Below are 15,199 nucleotides of genomic sequence, written 5' to 3' on the forward strand. Positions count from 1 at the left end.
CTTAAGGCTTGATCCCGACCCCGCCGAGGCTCAGGTGGTTCAGCTCGGTCAGCGGAGCCAGCCGCGGCCCCTCCGGCCACCACTCGTGCAGGTGAACGACACCGGGCTCCAAGACCTCCAGCCCGTCGAACAGCGACTCGATCTCCTCGCGGCCGCGATGCACGGTGCGGTGCCCGGTGCTCGCCATGAGGTCGTCGAGCTTCCGGGCGAGCGCGCCGCGTGCGCCCTCGCCCGGGGTGAAGTCGTGGGTGATCAGCACGTAGGAGCCGGGCGCGATCGCGTCGACGTACGCCCGGACGACGGACCGCGCCTCGTCGAGGTCTTCGATGTGGTGCAGCACCGAGTTCAGGATCACCGCGACCGGGCGGTCGAGCTCGATGTGCTCGGCGACCACCGGATCGGCGAGGGTCTGCTCCGGGTCGGTCAGATCGGCGCCACTGACATGGACGAGCAGGTCTTCCAGCAGCGCCAGCCCGTGCGCCTGGACGACCGGGTCGTGGTCGACGTAGACGACCAGCGCGTCCGGGTTGTACCGCTGCGCCGCCTGATGCGTGTTCTCCGAGGTGGGCAGCCCGGAGCCCAGGTCGAGGAACTGGTCGATCCCGCGGGCGCCGGCGAGGAACCGGACCACCCGGTTCGCCCAGGAGCGGAACTCCTTGGCCATCGAGGCGGCGTCGGGGGCGATGGCGAGCAGGTCCTCCACCGCCCGCCGGTCGACCTCGTAGTGGTCGTGCCCGCCGAGAAGGACGTCCTTCATCCGGGCGAGGTTGGGCTTGCTGTAGTCGAGGGGAAGCGGGCGCCTCGGCACAGACCGGACCTCGTCCGAAGTCATGGACACGTTCCACCCTTCAGCCGCGCACGGGCCGCGCGAACGCGCCCACGGCTCCCTCGACATCGACGGACCGTACACAGATTACGACATGGCGTGCTGTCCCGTGAACCTCCCCAAGGGCCTTGCCTACCTGCGCCGATCACCCGAAGACGAGCTCACGCCAGGTGATTCCCCCGTCGGTGGTGCGGTACACGGCGGACCCGCCCTCGGCGTCGGGCAGGCCGTCCACGACCACGCCGACCCGTTCGTCCGGGAAGTCCAGATCGTTGAGGCAGACGCCGCGGCCGCTGAGCACGGTCGTCGTCCAGGTCGATCCGCCGTCGGCGGTGCTGTGCAGGAATCCGGTGCCGCCGCCTTCCGCCGCGACGGTCGCCGCCGTGGGCGAAGCCGCGCTGAAGCTCTGGTCGATCCCGAGGGTGGGCGCCTGCGCCGTCCCGGTGAAGTGCCCACCGAGCTTCGGCGCGCGCCACAGCCGCCGGACGGTCGCCCCCGGCTGCGGCGTCCCCGGTCCCCCACTGCACAGCGCCAGTACCTGGCCCCGCCGGACTCCGCTCAGTGACGCCGAACTGTCCGCCGGGCAAGGCGGTGGCGCGGCCGCGAAGGTGAGGCCGTCCGACGACGTCCAGTACTTCTGGACGCGGTGGTCCGCCCCCATCGAAACCTGGATCCCGCCGCTGGTGGCGATGTCGCCATAGGTCGAGGAGCCGGTGACGGTGAATCCCGGGACCGGCAGGAGCAGCCGCGTGCCGGCGATGCCGGCGTACAGCGTCGTCGTCGACGGGGTGCCGAATCCGGTGACCATCGCGAACACCCGCGGTCCCGATTCGGCGATTTTCGAAATATAGAAGGGTTCCCGGGCACCGGCGAGGCGGACCTCGGACCATTTGACGCCCCCGTCGTGGCTGGCGAGCAGCCGGGTGCCGTCGGAAAGGAACGCGTCGCGCCCGTCGATCACCGTGAGTTTGACCTGATTGTGGTTGTCCGGCAAGGAGATCGGCGGTTCACCGACGCGGCGCCACCGCTTCCCGCCGTCGGTGGTCGCCAGCAGCGAAGCGCACCATCCGGGTTTCCCGCACGGCGAGAACCCGAGGACGAATCCGTGCCGCGGCCCGGTCCAACTGGTCGACGCGGGGGCGAAACCCTCGGGCACCGGCGCCTCGGCGGCGGCGGGCGGAGTGAAGACGGCCAGGGCGGTCAGTGCGGTGGCGGCGAGCGCGGCCCACCGGTTCGGCTTCATGACCACGAGACGTCCGGCCCCCGCCCGGGTTGCCCGTCGCTCGAAGTGAACCCTCCGTTCATCTCCGGTACTCTCGCAAATCTTGTTTCGCCCGGGGCCGGACCGGGTATACGGCGTTCGGCCGGTGAGACGGAGGTAGCACCGATGGACGACGCGGGTGCGCGTGCTGGTGGTGATGAAGAAGAAGACCCCGGGACCACTCAGCGCCGGTTCAGCCTGAACGTCCACGACCCGGACCATCTGCCACGCAGGCTCGCCGGCCGGTACGAGGTCCGCGAGCTGCTCGGCCGCGGCGCGACCGCGCGCGTGTTCCGCGCCTGGGACCTGCGCGAAGGGCGCGAAGTCGCGCTGAAATTGTTCCACGCGGACACGATGGCCAGGGACGAGCGCCGCCGGGAGCAGGAGATCCAGACCCTCAGCGCGGTCCGCCACCCCGGCCTCGTCCCGCTGTACGACGCGGGCTCCGACGACGGCTACACCTACCTCACGATGCGACTGGTCGAGGGCCCGAACCTGGCCCAGCGCCTGCGGTCCGGCCCGCTCTCCCAGGACGAGGTCGTCGAACTGGCCGCCCGGCTGACCGACGCGCTCGCGCACGTCCACGCGCACGGCATCACCCACCGTGACCTGAAACCGGCGAACATCCTGATCGACGGCGACGGCCCGTTGATCGGCGACTTCGGCGTGGCGCACGCTTTCGACGCGACGAGGGTGACCGAGACCGGCGGCGTCGTCGGCACGGCGGCGTACATGGCGCCCGAACAGGTCCGCGGCGAGAACGTCGGCCCGCCCGCCGACATCTATTCGCTCGGCCTCGTGCTGCTCGAATGCCTGTCCGGCGAGCGGGAGTACACCGGGACACCGGTCGAGGCCGCGGTCGGCAGGCTGCACCGGCCGCCCCGGATTCCAGGCGGGTTGTCGGTGACCATGACTACCTTGTTGCGCGGGATGACCGCGCGGAAGCCGGCGCAGCGTCCGACGGCCGCAGCCATTTCCCGGATCCTGCTGGAGGATTCCACCGGGACGAAGGTGGTCCGTCTCGCACCCGCGGCCCGTAAACGGGCGGCGGTGGTCGCCGCCGTCACCGCGCCCGCCGCCGCGATCACCCTCGGTGTCATGCTGGCCTTCAACCAGACGGGAACGCCCGCACCGATCCAGCCGGAAGGGATGGTCCCCCCGGCGGTGACCAGCACTTCGGGACCGGTGGCAGGCCCGGGACCGCAGGTTTCGGAGGCCGTCGAGGTGCCCACCCGCGGCCCGAAGGCGAGCAACGGCACCGTCGTGGTGACCGAAGCGGTCCCGGCTTCCGGCGCGGATCCGACAGGCGCCCGGAGCACCGAGGCCACCTCCGCGCCGAGGGACACGACCGCCGCAAGCGACCGGCAGAGCACCTCGGGCAAGCCGAGCAAGACCAAGCCCGGCCCGCCGACGACGAGGAGCAGCAGGCCCGGCCCACCCGGCTGAGCGACCGCACGGTACGGGTGTCCACTGTGGACGATGATGGGAGACGGCGATGACCTACATCAACGACCCGCGAGAGCCGCAGGAAGAAGAAATCGTCGAACGGACACCCGGCAGGATCCGCGTCGTGCGGGTCGTCAACGCCGTCGTCCACGCGGTGTGCTGGATCTCCGCGCTGGTGCTGCTCGTGCACATCCTGCTGGTGTTCGGCGAAGCCAACCCGGGGAACGGGTTCGCGCAGCTGATCGACCAGTGGTCGCGCGCCGTCTCACTCGGCCTGCGGAACCTGTTCACCCCGGACGGCCTCAAACTCCGCACCCTGTTCAACGACGGTCTCGCCGCGTTGCTGTGGCTGATCATCGGCGGCGTGGTGACCGACCTGGTCTCGCGGATCGGCCTCCCCGGCCCGAAGCGGGTCTGGTACCGGCGCTCCCTCAGTTGAGCGAGCCCGGTCTCCCCTCCGGGGCGTCACCCGCCTGGGCCTGCTCGGCCTGGGCGTCCGTGACCTCCGGGGCGGCCGTGGTCTCCGCGGGCCGCGTCCGTTCCGGCTCATGCTCGGTCTCGAAATGCTCACGGCACCAGCGGCCGTAGCGTCTGGCATGCACGGTCATCGCGGCACCTCCTTCCCCGCCACCACGATCCCTCAGTTCTGTGACGCGCGCCACTCGTTTATCCGGCGAATCGGGCGACGATCTCGGCGCAGAAGGCGGGCAGGTCGTCCGGATTGCGGCTCGACGTGAGGTTGCCGTCGGTGACGACCTCCTGGTCGACGACGGTTCCGCCGGCGTTGCGGATGTCGGTGCGAATGCTGGGATACGACGTGAGCGTGCGGCCGCGGACGACGTCGGCCTCGACCAGCGTCCACGGCCCATGGCAGATCACGCCGACGGGCTTGCCGCTGTTCACGAAGTCGCGCACGAAGCGGACGGCGTCCTCGTCCGCGCGCAGGTTGTCCGGGTTCATCGTGCCGCCGGGCAGCACAAGCGCGTCGAAGTCGGCGACCGTAACGTCCTTGACGACCCGGTCCACGGTGAACTTCTCGGCCTTGTCGATGTCGCCGTTCATGGCCTGGATCTCGCCGGGCTCCAGCGAGACGACTTCGGCCGTCGCCCCGGCGTCGGTGACCGCCTTGCGCGGCTCGACCAGCTCGACCTGCTCCACGCCGTCCGCGGCGAGGATGGCCACGCGGTGTCCGTTCAGCGATGTCGCCATCGGGTTCCCTCCTGAGGTCGTAGTCGCTTTCGGACTACCCCGGACCGCGACCGCCGAACCATGGGTATGAACTCCCGCCGCGGCGGGTATCTGCCCGCATGCGACTTCGGCGAGCGGACCTGGCGACCCCCGGTATCCGGAGGCGGCGCAGAGGTCGTGGCTTCGGCTATCTGACCCCGGACGGCGAGTCGCTGAAGGACGGGGAGACGATCGAGCGGATCAACGCGCTCGCGATACCGCCCGCGTGGCGGCGCGTGTGGATCTCCCCGCACGAGAACGCCCACATCCAGGCGGTCGGGATCGACGACGCCGGGCGGAAGCAGTACCTCTACCACCCCGAATGGCGACGGGCCCGGGACGAGGAGAAACACGATCGCGTCCTCGCGCTGGCGCGGAAGCTGCCCAAGCTGCGCGAGACGGTCCAGGAGGATCTCGACTCTCGCGGCCTGAAACGGGAACGCGTGCTCGCCGGCGCCCTGCGGATGATCGACCTCGGGGTCTTCCGCACCGGCGGAGAGAGCTACGCCGACGAGCACGGCACCCACGGGGTGGCGACGTTGCTGTGCGAGCACGTCGAGCTCCGCGGCGAATGCCTGGTGTGCGACTACCCCGCGAAACACGGCATCCAGCGGAAGGTCCGGCTGCGGGACGAGGCACTGGTACGGCTGGTCCGCTCCCTCCGGCGGGTGAGAGGCGGCGAAGTGCGCCTGCTCGCCTACCGCGACGGTGACGGCTGGCACGAGGTGAAGGCCGACGACATCAACGACCGGCTCCGGGAAATCGTCGGCGACGGTTTCACCGCCAAGGATCTGCGCACCTGGAACGCCACCGTCCTGGCCGCTTCGGCCTTCGCGGGGCTGGAGAAACCATCCAGCCAGCGCGGTTTGAAACGCGTGGAGAAAACCGTGATGACCGAGGTGGCCGAGGGGCTCGGCAACACGCCCGCCGTGGCGCGGCGGTCCTATGTGGACCCTCGGGTGGTCACCGCCTACCACGAAGACCGGACGATCGCGCGCGCGGCGCGGAAGGCGGAGAAGGTGGCCGATCCGAACGAGGCCCGCGACATCGTGGAGCGGGCGGTGGTGCGGCTACTGAACGGGTCGTGAGGCTTCGATGGCGAGGACGGCGATGTCGTCGTGCGTCCCGCTGCCGAGCCATTCCCGCACCGCGGAACGGATCCGGGCGACGACCTGGCGGCCGGACATCCCCTGGCAGCCCGCCAGCAGGTCACGCAGCCGTTCGTCCCCGAACAGGTCCGACGGCCGCTCGTGGTGCCGCGCTTCGGTGATCCCGTCGGTGTAGAGCAGGCAGACGTCGCCCTCGGCCAGCCGGATGGCGGTCTCGGCGAACCGGGCCTGCGGGGAGATCCCGACCAGCGTGCCGGGCAGGGTGATCTCGTCGACCCCGCCGCGGCGGCGCACCACCAGCGGCGCGGGATGCCCGCCGGAGGCCAGCGTGACGCCGAGACCGTCTTCGCCCGCCAGCACCGAACCGAGCACCAGGGTGGCGAACCGGCCGCTGCCGCCGGTGATGAGCAGGGAGTTCAGCAGGCTCAGCAACGTCGTGTTGTCGTGCTCGACGAGGTCGAGCGCGGCGAGGGTCTGCCGGACCCGGCCGGTGAGCGCGGCCGCCTCGGCACCCTTGCCGCAGACGTCGCCGAGGACGAACATCGCGCCGCCGTCTTCGCGCGGCAGGACGTCGTAGAAGTCGCCGCCGACGTCGAGCAGGCCGCCCGAGGGCTCGTACCAGACGTCGAACTTGGCACCGTGGACGTCCGGTGGCGGCGTCGGGCGCAGCGTGGTCTCCAGGCCGCGAGTGGCTTCTTCCTGGCGGGCGTAGCGGTGCGCGTTCGCCAGCGCCGTCCCGGCGGCGCGGGCGAACTCGGTCACCGCTCGCGGGTGGTCCTCGCCGAACGCGGGCGCGCCGCGCCTGCCGAGCACCACCGCGCCGGTGACTCCTCCGGAGCCGCCGTCGAAGCCCAGTGAGACGACCGTCACCGACGAATGGACGGCGAGCCGTTCCGCGACGATCGCAGGCAGGGCCGCGATCTCCTCCTCCGGGACCGCCTTGGCCTCGAGTTCGTCCGTGGAGGCGAAGGTGCCCGCGAGCACCGGCGCCAGCTGGGCGGGAACGCGCCTGATCCGGCCGTGCCCGTGAGTGGTGCGGTGATCGCAGCTCCACCACTCCCACCGGCCGCGAGTGGTCGGCAGCAGCACGAAGACACAGTCCGCGAGCTCGGCCGCGGCGAGCTCGGCGATCGCCTTCGCCGTCCCGTGCCGCCCCCGCGCGGAGGCGAGCCGGGGCGCCGAAGCGGCGAGGAAGCCGTCCACGCGCGGGCCGTCGGCCGCGACCGCGGAGGTCACCGTCCACGCGTGCCAGCCGCCGGGCAACGTCCGGATCCGGGCCGGGAACCGGCGGCCGGTGTGCTCGACATGCCCGACGTCGGGACCTTCGGCGGTCAGTATCGGGCGGCCGCCGCCGAACAGCTCGCGGGCGGCGGGATTCGACCAGCGCAGCGCGCCGCCGACGTCCTGCACCAGCACCGCGTCACGGACGTCTTCGAGCAGCTCGCGCCAGAACCGCCCGGATTCGGGCAGGGCTCCCTCGCTCGTCGGGGGCGACGACTCCGAGGGGAGCGACGTCGAGGCCGGGGCGGGCCGTGACACCATTCCCGGACCTCCTCCTGCCTTGCGGGTAGCGCAGTGTGAGCGGGCGGACTGGCTCGAAGTGTAGGTCGAATCATGGCACGCTGATGCGACGACCATGGCTTGGCATGCGTGGTGGAGAGGGTCGACACAGATGACACAGCACTCCCAAAGGGACCGGATCCCCGTGGAAGGTGGTGGCGGCCAGGTGGACGAAGCCACCCTGGAACGCCTGCTCGCGGCGGCTCGTGACCTCGGGGACGGCAACTTCCGCCGGCGGCTCGTGGCGCACGGCGACGGGCTCGCGGCCCAGCTCGCGGGCGCCTTCAACGACATCGCCGAGCGGAACCAGCGACTGGTGACCGAACTCCTGCGCGTCCGCGAGGCGGTCGGCAAGGAAGGCAGGCTGACCGAGCGGGTGGCGGCCGAGATCGGCCCCGGCGGCTGGGCCACCGCGGTCGACGTCGTCAACGGCCTGATCGAGGACGTGAGCAGGCCCACGGCCGAGCTCAACCGCGTCCTCGGGGCGGTCGCCGAGGGCGATCTGTCCGAGCCGATGCCGCTGGAAGTCGGCGGGCGGCCGCTGCAGGGTCAGTTCGCCGAAGTCGCGAAGACGGTCAACGGCCTGATCAAGCAGCTTTCGCGGTTCGCGACCGAGGTCACCAGAGTGGCCCGCGAGATCGCCACCGAAGGACGGCTCGGCGGCCAGGCCGAGGTCCCCGGTGTGGCGGGCACCTGGCGTGATCTCACCGACAACGTCAACGTCATGGCCAGCAACCTGACCGACCAGGTGCGCAACATCGCCCAGGTGACCACCGCGGTGGCGCGGGGCGATCTGACCCAGAAGATCAACGTCGACGCGCGCGGCGAGATCCTGGAGCTCAAGAACACCGTCAACATCATGGTCGACCAGCTCTCGTCGTTCGCTGACGAAGTGACCCGGGTTTCCCGCGAGGTGGGTAGCGAAGGCCGGCTCGGCGGCCAGGCGCAGGTCCCCGGCGCGGCGGGCACGTGGCGCGACCTCACCGACTCGGTGAACCTGATGGCGGACAACCTGACCGACCAGGTCCGCAACATCGCCCAGGTGGCCACGGCGGTGGCGAAGGGCGACCTTTCGCAGAAGATCAACGTCGACGCCAAGGGCGAGATCCTCGAACTCAAGAACACGCTGAACACCATGGTCGACCAGCTGTCCTCGTTCGCGGACGAGGTCACGCGGGTGGCGCGCGAGGTCGGCAGCGAAGGCCGGCTCGGTGGCCAGGCCTCCGTGCCGGGTGTGGCGGGCACCTGGCGCGGGCTCACCGATTCGGTGAACCAGATGGCCGACAACCTCACCGACCAGGTCCGCAACATCGCCCAGGTCACCACCGCGGTGGCGAAGGGCGACCTGACGCAGAAGATCACGGTCGACGCGCGCGGCGAGATCCTGGAGCTCAAGACGACCGTCAACACGATGGTCGACCAGCTCTCGTCGTTCGCCGACGAGGTCACGCGAGTCGCGCGCGAGGTCGGCACGGAAGGTCAGCTCGGCGGCCAGGCGCAGGTGCCCGGTGTCGCCGGGACGTGGCGCGACCTCACCGGGTCGGTCAACTTCATGGCGAACAACCTCACCGCGCAGGTCCGGAACATCGCCCAGGTGGCGACGGCGGTGGCGAAGGGCGACCTGTCGCAGAAGATCGCCGTCGACGCCAAGGGCGAGATCCTCGAACTCAAGAACACGCTGAACACCATGGTGGATCAGCTGTCCGCGTTCGCCGACGAGGTCACCCGCGTCGCCCGCGAGGTCGGCAGCGACGGGCGGCTCGGCGGCCAGGCGCAGGTGCCCGGCGTCGCCGGGACCTGGAAAGACCTCACCGACAACGTCAACTTCATGGCGAAGAACCTGACCGACCAGGTCCGGAACATCGCCCAGGTCACCACCGCCGTCGCGAAGGGCGACCTGACCCAGAAGATCATCGTCGACGCGCGCGGCGAGATCCTGGAGCTCAAGAACACCGTCAACATCATGGTCGACCAGCTCTCGGCCTTCGCCGACGAAGTCACCCGGGTGTCCCGCGAGGTCGGCACCGAGGGCAAGCTCGGCGGCCAGGCGCAGGTGCGCGGCGTCGCCGGGACCTGGAAAGACCTGACGGACAACGTCAACGTCATGGCCACCAACCTCACCGACCAGGTGCGCAGCATCGCCACGGTGACGACGGCGGTGGCGAACGGCGACCTCTCGAAGAAGATCTCGATCGACGCGCAGGGCGAGGTCGCGGTCCTCGCCGAGACGATCAACAGCATGGTCGAGACGCTGCGCGCGTTCGCCGACGAGGTCACCCGCGTCGCCCGCGAGGTCGGCACGGAAGGCATCCTCGGCGGCCAGGCCCGCGTGCCGAACGTGGCGGGCACGTGGAAGGCGTTGACGGACAACGTGAACGTCATGGCCGACAACCTGACCGGCCAGGTGCGGAGCATCGCGACGGTGACTACCGCGGTGGCGCAGGGCGATCTGTCGAAGAAGATCGACATCGACGCGCGCGGCGAGATCCTCGAACTCAAGACCACCATCAACACGATGGTCGACCAGCTCTCGGCCTTCGCCTCCGAAGTCACCCGTGTCGCCCGCGAGGTCGGCACGGACGGCACGCTCGGTGGCCAGGCGGAGGTGCCCGGTGTCGCGGGCACGTGGTCGCGGCTGACCGAAAGCGTGAACCAGCTGGCCGGGAACCTGACCACCCAGGTGCGGGCGATCGCGCAGGTGGCGACCGCGGTGACCGCCGGCGATCTGACCCGGCACATCACCGTCGACGCGTCCGGGGAGGTGGCCGAGCTCAAGGACAACATCAACCAGATGATCGCGAACCTGAAGGAGACCACCCGGGCGAACCGCGAGCAGGACTGGCTCAAGACCAACCTCGCGCGGCTGTCCGCGCTCATGCAGGGGCACCGCGATCTCGCGTCGGTGGCGTCGCTGATCCTGTCCGAGCTGACCCCGCTCGTGTCCGCGCAGCAGGGCGCGTTCTTCCTCGCCCGTGAGGACGAACAGGAAGAGGTGGTCCTGGAGAGCATCGCGACCTACGGGCTGGCGAAATCCCAGACCGGGCTGCGGTTCTCCCCCGGCGAGTCGCTCATCGGGCAGGCCGCCGTCGACCGCCGCACGATACTGGTCCACGAAGCGCCGCCGGAGTACGCGCTCATCTCGTCCGGGCTGGGTTCGGCCGCTCCGGTGAACGTGATCGTGCTGCCGGTGCTGTTCCAGGGCGAGGTGCTCGGCGTGCTGGAACTGGCGACCATCAACGCCTTCAGCACCGTCCACATCGACCTGCTGGAGCAGCTGAAGGAGACCATCGCGGTCAACGTCAGCACCATCCAGTCGAACTCCCGCACCGAGGCACTGCTGACCGAATCCCAGCGCCTGGCACAGGAACTGCGCGCCCGGTCGGAGCAGTTGCAGGCGCAGCAACGGGAACTGCGCCGGTCCAACACGGATCTGGCGGAGAAGGCGGCGCTGCTGGCACAGCAGAACCGCGACATCGAGGTCAAGAACAGCGAGATCGAACAGGCGCGGCAGGAGCTCGAAGAACGTGCCGGGCAGCTGACCATGGCGTCGCAGTACAAGTCCGAGTTCATGGCGAACATGTCGCACGAACTGCGGACTCCGCTCAACAGCGCGCTGATCCTCGCGAAACTGCTCTCGGAGAACCCGGACGGGAACCTGTCGGAGAAGCAGGTCCAGTTCGCGCGGACGATCTACTCGGCGGGCAGCGACCTGCAGCAGCTGATCAACGACATCCTCGACATGGCCAAGGTCGAGGCCGGTCATCTGGACCTGCAGATGTCGGACGTCACGCTGCCCGAACTGGTGGAGTACGTCGAATCGATCTGCCGTCCGCTCACCTCGGACAAGGGCCTGGAGTTCGCCGTCCTGATCGACCCGCCGGTGCCTTCGTCGATCCACACCGACGAACACCGCGTACAGCAGGTGCTGCGGAACCTGCTGTCCAACGCGGCGAAGTTCACCGACGAGGGCGGCGTGCGCCTGCACATCCGGATGGCCGATCCCGGCGAGGTCGAAGCCGACTCGCTCCGCAACGCCCCCGGCGTTCTCGCGTTCGCCGTCGAGGACACCGGGATCGGCATCGCGCCGGACAAACTCGCGATCATCTTCGACGCGTTCCGCCAGGCCGACGGCACCACCAGCCGCAAGTACGGCGGCACCGGGCTCGGCCTGTCGATCAGCCAGCAGCTGACCGAACTGCTCGGCGGCGAACTGCGCGTCCGCAGCGAACCCGGCAAGGGCAGCACGTTCACGCTGTACCTGCCGGTGAGCGCGTCGAACCTGGTCGTCCCGACCACCGCCGCGGCCGGCGGCGTCCCGCTGATCATGGCGGTGCCGCAGGTGGCCCCTTCCGCGCCGTCACAGCGGTTCCACGGCGAGAAGATCCTGATCGTCGACGACGACCTCCGGAACGTCTTCGCGCTGGCAGCCGTGCTGGAGCGCAACGGCCTGGAGGTCATCTACGCCGAGACCGGCGTCGCCGGCATCCGGGCGCTGGAACGGCACGAGGACACCGCGCTCGTCCTGATGGACGTGATGATGCCGGAACTGGACGGCAACGCCACGATCACCGCCATCCGCGCCGAGGCCGCGCACGAAGACCTGCCCGTGATCGCCGTCACGGCGAAGGCGACCGCGGAGGACAAGGCGCGGACGCTCGCTTCGGGCGCGGACGACTACGTGACCAAGCCGGTCGACACGGACAAGCTGCTGGACCTGATCGCCGCGCACCTGGAGGCGGATGCCGCTTCCAGCGGACTCTCGCAGGCCGTGGCGGGCGCCGGTGACGACTCGGACTCCGGCGCGGACTGAGCCTTCGGTCCAGGTGGTCTCGCGTGACTGGACGGACGACACGCGTGATCAGCTGGACGACACGCGTGTCTGGATGGCCGACTCGCGTGATCAGGCGGACGACACACGCTCGCGGCCGGGCCGCCGCGTGTCGTCCGTCCAGTCACGCGTGTCGTCCGTCTGATCACATGTGTCGTCCGTCTGATCACGCGTGTCGTCCAGCTGATCACGCGAGATCGCCAGACCGCAGGGAACCTCGACGCTGACCCGAAGCGTCACTCACGGGGGGCTGCACGGGGATGTCCTGAAGGGCACCTTTGAGACGTTAGAGGTCTCAAAGGTGCCCTTCGAGACGCCCGGACGCGAAAGAACCCGCAGGCCAGACGCCTGCGGGTTCTGTTGTGGAGCGATGGAGCGGGTGACGGGAATCGAACCCGCGTAGCTAGTTTGGAAGACTAGGGCTCTACCATTGAGCTACACCCGCGTGCCCCCGGAGTACCGGGTGCGAAAACAGCTTAGCGTGACCCGCTAGGCTGTGCGCACACCCCCCGGGAGATCGGGGAAGTCACGGGCTGTGGCGCAGTTTGGTAGCGCATCCGCTTTGGGAGCGGAGGGTCGCAGGTTCAAATCCTGTCAGCCCGACTCAAGGTCTTGGACCTGCATGAACACCTCGTTCGGAGCGGCGGAGCGAGGATTTTCACTGCCGCCTCGCCGCCGAGCAGAACGCGGCCTAAGGCCTGTTTCAACGTTGATCACGTGTGATGCACACTGTGCTCGTGGATCCGGGCGAGGCGGCGCGGCGCAAGGCTTTGCGCAACGCGTACAGGGAGCAGCAGCGTGTCGGCGCCTGGAGTGCTCTGGGGCTTGATCGTGCCGAGCTGGACGCGTTGTACGACTGGCTGGATGAGCAGCTTGGCGCCGAAGGCTGCGACCACAGCCTCCGGCTGACCGAGGTATGGGCGTTGGAGCGGGGTATGGACTGGCCGACGCTCCGGGAGGCTCTCGGGGACGCCGGCGGGTATTGCGACTGCGAGGTCTTGGCCAACACGGACCCGGACCAGACGGCGTAGGGCCCTAGCGCTTCGGCGAGTTTTCTTCGCACATCGGGTAAAGCACGGCCTCCGCGCACGGTCGCTCGACGCGGACCGGCGACATCGAAATCCACACAGTCCGGCGTGACCGGACCGGTCACGACAGGTGTGTGGAAAGAGGGACACTCAACGTCCCTGTTTCCACACACCCCGCACGCAGCGTCACACCTCACCCGGCTCGGCTTTAATGGCGATCATGGAGATCCGCCACGCCCGCACCGCCGACGCCCCAGCCGTGACCGCACTCCTCACCGAGCTGGGTTACCCGGACAACGACGAGACCGACGTGCGCGGACGGCTCGAACGCTGGGCCCGCCATCCCGAGGGTGCGGCGTTCGTCGCCGAGGTGGACGACGAGGTGGTCGGTGTCGTCGCGGTCGTCGCGATCCCGCTTCTCGAGCGGCCGGGTTCCGGCGGGCGGATCGTGGCCCTGGTGGTGGATGAGACCCGGCGAGGCTCGGGCATCGGACGCGAGCTGGTCGCCGCGGCTGAAGCGGAGGCGCTGCGCTTGGGCTGCGACACCATGGAGGTCACCAGCTCCCGCCACCGGACCGCCGCGCACGCCTTCTATCGCGCGCGGGGATACGAGGACCACTGCGAACGCAGCGCACGATTCCTCCGAAGGCTGAGCACTCCCGGATCGTGAGAGCCCTAGGCCCACCGGCACCCGCTTGCGAACATCGGCACCGTGACCGGCAGGCGGAGCGCCAGTGCCAGCGCGGTGATCCGCGTGGTGCTGGACGAAGGGGCGATCGCGCGCAGCACCATCGCGCGCCGCACCGGGCTGAGCGCCGCGGCCGTCACCGGGCATGTGGCGGAACTGATGCGCCGCGGGTTCCTCACCGAGCTGCCCGAGGTCGCCGGCGCGGTCGGCAGGCCGTTCGTGCCCGTGGACCTCGACACGGGGCGGTTCGTGGTGTGCGGAGCGCATGTCGCGGTCGACCATCTCACCGTCGGGCTGCTGGACCTACGCGGGAAAGTGCTGGCACAGCACGAAACCCCGCATCACGGCGCCGAGCCCGCCGTACAGGCCGCGCAGATCGCGGAGCTGCTCGACGACCTCCTCGTCGGACACGCGCCGGAGCGGACGCCGCTCGGGTTGGGGGTGGCGACCGGCGGCTGGGTCGACGAGTCTTCGGGGACGGTGGTGGAGCACGGTCTGCTCGGCTGGCACGGGGTCCCGTTGCGCGATCTGCTCACCGAGGTCACCGGTCTCGACGTCCGGGTCGACGGGCATTCGCGGGCGCTCATCCACGCCGAACGCCTGCTGGGGCAACCGAGAGCGCGCCGCAGTGTGGTGCAGTTGTTCACCGGCAACGTGGTCGACGCCGCCTTCGCTACCGGTGACACCGTCCATCATGGACCGCGGTCGGCGGCGGGCGCCGTCGCGCATCTGCGGGTCGACGACAGCGAGGAACCGTGCCGCTGCGGCCGATCCGGTTGTCTCGAAGCCACCGTTTCGGAGCGCACGGTCGCCCGCAAGGCCGTCGAAGCACGAATCGTCGAAAAACCGATCTTCGCCGACGTACTCCGTTTGGCGGCATCGGGAAACAAAAGTGCCGTCGCCCTTTTCCATGAACGCGCGAGAATCATCGGACAGGCCGCCGCATTGCTCTTCGACGTCCTCAATCCGGAAATCCTCATCGTGCTCGACCAGAGTGTACGCGACGTCGAAGGCTGCCTTTCCACGATCCGGGACGAGGTCTCCCAGCGCTCCTGGGTCTGCCAGGACGCCGAGAAAAACGTTGCCGCGTCGAGCTTTCCGGGCACCGAGCTGGCGACGGCGGGCGCGGCGGTCATGCTGAACGCCCTCTACGGGGATCCGCTTTTCACGAACCTCGCCAACGCCTCCTGAGTTACTTCACTAAATCGCAAAATTGACGCTCGTCG

The 15,199-nt window shown here is 69.6% G+C and carries 12 protein-coding genes and 2 tRNA genes; 8 read left to right on the forward strand and 6 right to left on the reverse strand.

The genetic code is table 11. The annotated features are described in order from the left end of the window. Position 1: 1 nt before the first annotated feature. Together H4W30_RS30135 and H4W30_RS30140 are read right to left on the reverse strand one after the other, a co-directional pair. Positions 2 to 832 carry an SAM-dependent methyltransferase gene (locus tag H4W30_RS30135; RefSeq protein ID WP_192745880.1) on the reverse strand — a complete coding sequence of 277 codons (831 nt, stop codon included), beginning with the start codon at positions 830 to 832 and terminating at the stop codon, positions 2 to 4. Positions 833 to 971: 139 nt separating this feature from the next. Further along, complete coding sequence (locus H4W30_RS30140) at positions 972 to 2,069, reverse strand: sialidase family protein (protein ID WP_192745881.1); 1,098 nt, start codon at positions 2,067 to 2,069, stop codon at positions 972 to 974. A gap of 144 nt (positions 2,070 to 2,213) precedes the next feature. Here H4W30_RS30140 and H4W30_RS30145 point away from each other — a divergent pair, with 144 nt between their 5' ends. Both H4W30_RS30145 and H4W30_RS30150 read left to right on the forward strand, forming a co-directional pair. Next, positions 2,214 to 3,533, forward strand: coding sequence for a serine/threonine-protein kinase (locus H4W30_RS30145; RefSeq protein WP_192745882.1), 1,320 nt, complete (start codon positions 2,214 to 2,216; stop codon positions 3,531 to 3,533). Between the two features lie 49 nt (positions 3,534 to 3,582). Further along, positions 3,583 to 3,972 (forward strand): hypothetical protein, encoded by a 390-nt coding sequence (locus H4W30_RS30150; protein WP_192745883.1) that lies wholly within the window; start codon positions 3,583 to 3,585, stop codon positions 3,970 to 3,972. Here the strand turns inward: H4W30_RS30150 and H4W30_RS30155 are convergent. Both H4W30_RS30155 and H4W30_RS30160 read right to left on the reverse strand, forming a co-directional pair. Beyond that, positions 3,965 to 4,141 carry a hypothetical protein gene (locus tag H4W30_RS30155; RefSeq protein WP_192745884.1) on the reverse strand — a complete coding sequence of 59 codons (177 nt, stop codon included), beginning with the start codon at positions 4,139 to 4,141 and terminating at the stop codon, positions 3,965 to 3,967. The two genes, H4W30_RS30150 and H4W30_RS30155, sit on opposite strands and share 8 nt — an antisense overlap. Before the next feature lie 58 nt (positions 4,142 to 4,199). Next, positions 4,200 to 4,742, reverse strand: coding sequence for a type 1 glutamine amidotransferase domain-containing protein (locus H4W30_RS30160; protein WP_192745885.1), 543 nt, complete (start codon positions 4,740 to 4,742; stop codon positions 4,200 to 4,202). A gap of 98 nt (positions 4,743 to 4,840) precedes the next feature. Between H4W30_RS30160 and H4W30_RS30165 the strand changes: the two genes are divergently transcribed. Continuing rightward, complete coding sequence (locus H4W30_RS30165; RefSeq protein WP_192745886.1) at positions 4,841 to 5,848, forward strand: DNA topoisomerase IB; 1,008 nt, start codon at positions 4,841 to 4,843, stop codon at positions 5,846 to 5,848. Here the strand turns inward: H4W30_RS30165 and H4W30_RS30170 are convergent. Next, positions 5,831 to 7,411 carry a SpoIIE family protein phosphatase gene (locus tag H4W30_RS30170; protein ID WP_192745887.1) on the reverse strand — a complete coding sequence of 527 codons (1,581 nt, stop codon included), beginning with the start codon at positions 7,409 to 7,411 and terminating at the stop codon, positions 5,831 to 5,833. The genes H4W30_RS30165 and H4W30_RS30170 overlap by 18 nt on opposite strands. A 184-nt stretch (positions 7,412 to 7,595) precedes the next feature. On the opposite strand from H4W30_RS30170, the gene H4W30_RS30175 reads away from it, so the two are divergent. Next, entirely contained in the window at positions 7,596 to 12,239 is a 4,644-nt protein-coding gene (locus H4W30_RS30175) for a HAMP domain-containing protein (protein WP_192745888.1), read from the forward strand. 389 nt (positions 12,240 to 12,628) lie between these two features. Here the strand turns inward: H4W30_RS30175 and H4W30_RS30180 are convergent. Then, positions 12,629 to 12,702 (reverse strand) — tRNA-Gly (locus tag H4W30_RS30180). Between the two features lie 84 nt (positions 12,703 to 12,786). Between H4W30_RS30180 and H4W30_RS30185 the strand changes: the two genes are divergently transcribed. The 4 genes from H4W30_RS30185 to H4W30_RS30200 all read left to right on the forward strand — a co-directional run bounded on the left by H4W30_RS30185 (position 12,787) and on the right by H4W30_RS30200 (position 15,164). Further along, positions 12,787 to 12,860: transfer RNA gene (locus tag H4W30_RS30185), tRNA-Pro, on the forward strand. 119 nt (positions 12,861 to 12,979) lie between these two features. Further along, positions 12,980 to 13,288, forward strand: a complete 309-nt coding sequence (locus tag H4W30_RS30190) for a DUF2695 domain-containing protein (RefSeq protein ID WP_225950467.1) — start codon at positions 12,980 to 12,982, stop codon at positions 13,286 to 13,288. 217 nt (positions 13,289 to 13,505) lie between these two features. Next, entirely contained in the window at positions 13,506 to 13,955 is a 450-nt protein-coding gene (locus H4W30_RS30195; RefSeq protein ID WP_192745890.1) for a GNAT family N-acetyltransferase, read from the forward strand. Positions 13,956 to 13,997: 42 nt separating this feature from the next. Beyond that, on the forward strand, positions 13,998 to 15,164 hold the full coding sequence (locus tag H4W30_RS30200) for an ROK family protein (RefSeq protein ID WP_192745891.1): 1,167 nt from the start codon (positions 13,998 to 14,000) through the stop codon (positions 15,162 to 15,164). The last annotated feature ends 35 nt before the right edge of the window (positions 15,165 to 15,199 follow it).

The organism is Amycolatopsis roodepoortensis (assembly GCF_014873915.1).
GTDB lineage: Bacteria > Actinomycetota > Actinomycetes > Mycobacteriales > Pseudonocardiaceae > Amycolatopsis > Amycolatopsis roodepoortensis.